The 4,450-nt window shown below is 58.9% G+C and carries 3 protein-coding genes; all 3 read right to left on the reverse strand.

Features of this window, described 5'->3' with window-relative positions; translation table 11 throughout:
- The coding region (gene gyrA, locus ACIQ36_RS18710) for a DNA gyrase subunit A (RefSeq protein ID WP_395832163.1) at positions 1-2,735 on the reverse strand (2,735 nt) is incomplete at its 3' end.
- Positions 2,736-2,821: 86 nt separating this feature from the next.
- On the reverse strand, positions 2,822-3,901 hold the full coding sequence (locus ACIQ36_RS18715; protein ID WP_395832166.1) for an acyltransferase family protein: 1,080 nt from the start codon (positions 3,899-3,901) through the stop codon (positions 2,822-2,824).
- Complete coding sequence (locus ACIQ36_RS18720; RefSeq protein ID WP_395832169.1) at positions 3,898-4,332, reverse strand: VOC family protein; 435 nt, start codon at positions 4,330-4,332, stop codon at positions 3,898-3,900. The genes ACIQ36_RS18715 and ACIQ36_RS18720 overlap by 4 nt, the downstream gene beginning before the upstream one ends.
- Positions 4,333-4,450: the final 118 nt, after the last annotated feature.

A 4,450-nucleotide genomic window follows, 5' to 3' on the forward strand; every position in this document is an offset into this window, starting at 1 on the left:
TCCCCCTCGTCGCCCGGCTCTTCCCCGGTATCGTCCAGACGGGTGACGGAGACAACGCGCTCGTCGGTCTCCACCTTGAACAGCGTCACGCCCTGGGTTTTGCGCCCGGCGATGCGGATGCCCGCCACCGGAATGCGGATCAACTGGCCGCCATCGGTGACAAGCATGATCTGGTCGCTTTCGCTGACCGGGAAAGCGCCGACAACGGGGCCGTTCTTCTGGGTAATATCCATCCCGGCGATGCCCTGCCCGCCGCGCCCGGTTTTGCGGTATTCGTAAGCCGAACTGCGCTTGCCGAAGCCGCGTTCGGTGACGGTGAGCAGGAATTGTTCGACGGCTTGAAGCTCCAAAAACCGTTCTTCGCTCAGCGTAACGGCTTCGTCCAGCAGATCGGTTTCATCATCGCCAACGATCTCGACACCATTTTCGTCCCCCGCCGCGCGCCGCAGGGCGGCGGCCCGGCGCAAGTATGCATCGCGTTCCGCCGGGCTGGCGGGGACGGTATCGAGAATCGCCATCGACATCACGGCGTCTTCATAGGCCAAGCGGATTCCGCGCACGCCGGTTGAGGCGCGCGACTGGAAGACGCGGATATCGTCCACCGAGAAGCGAATGGCTTTGCCGAGGCGGGTGGAGAGCAGAACGTCTTGATCCGCCCGTGCGACCGAAACCCCGATGAGATCGCCCAAATTATTGCCGTCCTCATCCTCAAGCTTCATGGCGATTTTGCCGTTCGACTTGATATTGAGGAAGTCCGACAGCGCATTGCGGCGCACTTCGCCCTTGGACGTGGCGAACAGGATCGTTAGGCCCTCGCGGTCGTCCACATCGGGCAGCGGCAGCACGGTTGCGATCCGCTCGCCCATTTGCAGCGCGGGCAAGAGGTTGACCATCGGCTTACCGCGGCCCTGCGGGGTGCTTTCCGGCAAGCGCCAAACCTTCGTTTCAAAGGCGCGGCCCTTAGTGGTGAAGAACAGCACCGGCGTGTGGGTATTGGCGACGAAGACGCGCTCGACGAAATCTTCCTCGCGCGTCGCCATGCCCGCCCGGCCCTTACCGCCGCGCCGTTGCGAACGGTAAGACGAGAGCGCGACGCGCTTGATATAGCCCGCATGGCTAACGGTAACGACCATATCTTCGCGCTGGATGAGCGCTTCGATATCGGTATCCACTTCCGAATCATCGATCTGCGTGCGGCGCGGGGTGGCGAACTCGGTCTTAATCGCGGTCAGTTCGGCGCGGATGATATCCAGCACGCGGTCGCGTTTCGCAAGAATATCAAGGTAATCCTTAATCTGATCGCCAAGCTCGCCCAATTCGCCCGCAATCTTATCGCGTTCGAGGCCAGTCAAGCGTTGCAGGCGCAGGTCCAGAATGGCGCGGGCTTGGATTTCGGACAGGCGGTAGGTGCCATCTGCCGCAACCAGATGATCCGGATCATCGATCAGCGCAATCAGCGGAGCCACGTCGCGGGCGGGCCAATCGCGGGCCATTAACTGCTCGCGCGCAACCACGGGATCGGGCGCGGTGCGGATGAGCACGATCACATCGTCGATATTGGCAACCGCCATTGCCAAACCGGCGAGCACATGGCCGCGTTCGCGCGCTTTACGCAGTTCATAGGCCGTGCGGCGCTGCACTACTTCTTCGCGGAAGGCGCAGAAGGCGACGATGACCTCCTTAAGGCTCATCATCTCCGGGCGACCGCCGTTAATGGCGAGCATATTCACGCCGAAGCTGGTTTGCAGCGGCGTGTGCCGGTAAAGCTGATTCAGTACCACTTCGGCCGTGGCGTCGCGCTTCAACTCGATGACGACGCGCACGCCGTCGCGGTCGCTTTCGTCGCGCAGATCAGAAATGCCTTCAATGACCTTGGCATTCACCAATTCGGCCATTTTTTCCAGCATCTTAGCCTTATTCACCTGATACGGAACTTCCGTAATGATGATGGCCTGCCGGTCCTTCTTGAAAGTCTCGATATCCGTCTTGGCGCGCATCACAACACTGCCGCGCCCGGTGCGGAACGCATCCATAATGCCGCCGCGCCCCAGGATAATCCCGCCCGTGGGGAAATCGGGGCCTGGAATAATCTGCATCAGCGCTTCAACCGGAATATCCGGCGCATCCAGATAGGCAATGCAGGCGTCGATAACTTCGCCAAGGTTATGGGGGGGAATATTGGTCGCCATCCCGACCGCAATCCCGCCCGCGCCATTCACCAGCAAATTCGGAAATTCAGCAGGCAGAACAGTAGGTTCCACCTCGGTGTTATCGTAGTTTGCTTGGAAGGAAACCGTGTCGCGGTCGATATCGCGTAACAGATGATCGGCGGCTTTGGACAGGCGGGCTTCGGTATACCGCATCGCTGCCGCGCGGTCGCCGTCCATCGAGCCGAAGTTGCCTTGCCCATCGATCAGCGGCAGGCGCATGGAAAATTCCTGCGCCATACGCACCATTGCGTCGTAAATCGCCACGTCGCCGTGGGGATGGTATTTACCGATCACGTCCCCGACGATGCGGGCCGATTTGCGGTAGCTCTTATTCCAATCGTACCCCTGCTCTTTCATCGAGAACAGGATACGGCGATGCACCGGCTTCAAGCCGTCGCGCACGTCGGGGAGCGCGCGCGACACGATTACGCTCATGGCATAATCGAGGTACGAGCGGCGCATTTCCTCTTCAATCGTGACGGGAACGATATCGAAAGCGGGGGGCAACAGCGGCGGATTGGTCAAAACAGCACTTCCCTAATCATCACTTCCCAAGCCGAGACCGGCCTGAAACCTTACGAGCCGGTCGCGGCCACAAGTCGGGGCGCACCCTAGCAAGTCTTGCGGCGGCGAACAATGTTTACGCCACGCAGGCGTTTCCGAAGCCAAGGCTCCGGCCAGCGCGCGGTTATCCAGGCGATCAACATCACCACAGCGATCGGCCCAAGGGGGATGAGGATACTCGGCAATCGTGGAAAAAGCGCCCCCACTTCAACGGCTAGGGCAACGCTGGTATTCTCGTGGATAAGATAAAGCGGATAGGAGATAGCACCGACGAACACGAGCGCCCGCGAGGCTAGGAGCCGCTTTATCCATGCGAACCAAATCGCGGCGATAAAGAACATCCCCATGAGCAAGCCGGGGAGTTTCAAGTCAAAATTTCGCCCGTACAGCGTCAAGGCCGATAGAAGCATCATTACCACCGCCCCGTAGAACCAGCGTATATCCAGAGTTTCCCGATAACGGAACGCCAGAGCCCCAACAGCAAACCAGCTATAATGCCGCATATCCATAATTATTTTAAAGTAAATATCGTTTTTCAAAGAGTAATTTCCAAAAAAAATTGATATGCTGGCGGCAAAGCAAAATATGAAAAATAGAATAATTAATCCAAAAATTGCACGATTTAAACCAAACCAAAAATATAAAGCGCCGAAAATAATGTAAAATTTTACTTCAACATAGAGCGTCCAGAAACTTAACTCCAAGATCGGTCGTGGTTTACCGATCAGCAGCGCCCAGAACTCCGGCTCCAAAAACGTAAGCCCCGGCAAAAGATCGCGGAGGCTCGGTAAGCCCAGCGGCCGATGGGGGAAGAGAAAACTCCCACCATAATTCACGAACGATAGGATCAGCATTGCCGGAAACAACCGAAGCCAACGTCGAAAGAGAAACCCCCGGAAGTTGTCGCTACCGCGCAACGACAAAGCGATCACAAAGCCTGAGATCATAAAGAAGAGCTGGACCCCTATCCAACCATCGCTGAGGATCGGGGTTGCCATGAAGCGGTCCCCAAAGGGATTCAGCCGCGGCCAGCGGCTATAGCTGTGAAAAAAGACGACCAAGAGAATGGCGATGCCGCGCAGCCCGTCGAGATAGAGAATCCGTTGACCGTGCGCGGGAAGCCTCATGGGAAACGCGCGGCCTCTTCGACCGTAAACGCCACATGCTGGCCGTGTGCGAGTTCCAAGGTATTGCCATCGGGATCGGCGAGCATCGCCCAATAGCCAACGGGCGGGCCGGAGTCTTTCGGTGCTCTCCGCAGACAACCTGCCGCCTCGGCCAGTGCGGCAAGTCGATCCACCTCGGCCCGCGACGGGCAGGCAACGCCGAGATGCCCGAACGGCCCCAGCGGCGTATCGCCCGTGTGGGGGGATTCCACCAACACAATCACAAAAGGCCGGGTGAAATCGGAGAGCCAAGCGACGGCGCGACCACTCTCGGCATCGGTGCGGTGATGCACCACCTTCATGCTGGCATAGGTTCGATAGAAATCGAGACTGGCCGGAAGGTTCCGGACCGCAAACGCCACATGGGTTAAGCCAAGATCCGCCGCCGCCATGCTCAGCCGCCCTTAGAACGGAATTTCGTCGTCGATATCGCCGCCGCGCCCGAAACCGCCGCCGCCGAAGCTGCCGCCACCCTGCGCGCCGCCGCCTTGTTGAGCACCGCCACGCGGG

It is taken from the genome of Elstera sp., assembly GCF_044372965.1.
Classification (GTDB): domain Bacteria; phylum Pseudomonadota; class Alphaproteobacteria; order Elsterales; family Elsteraceae; genus Elstera.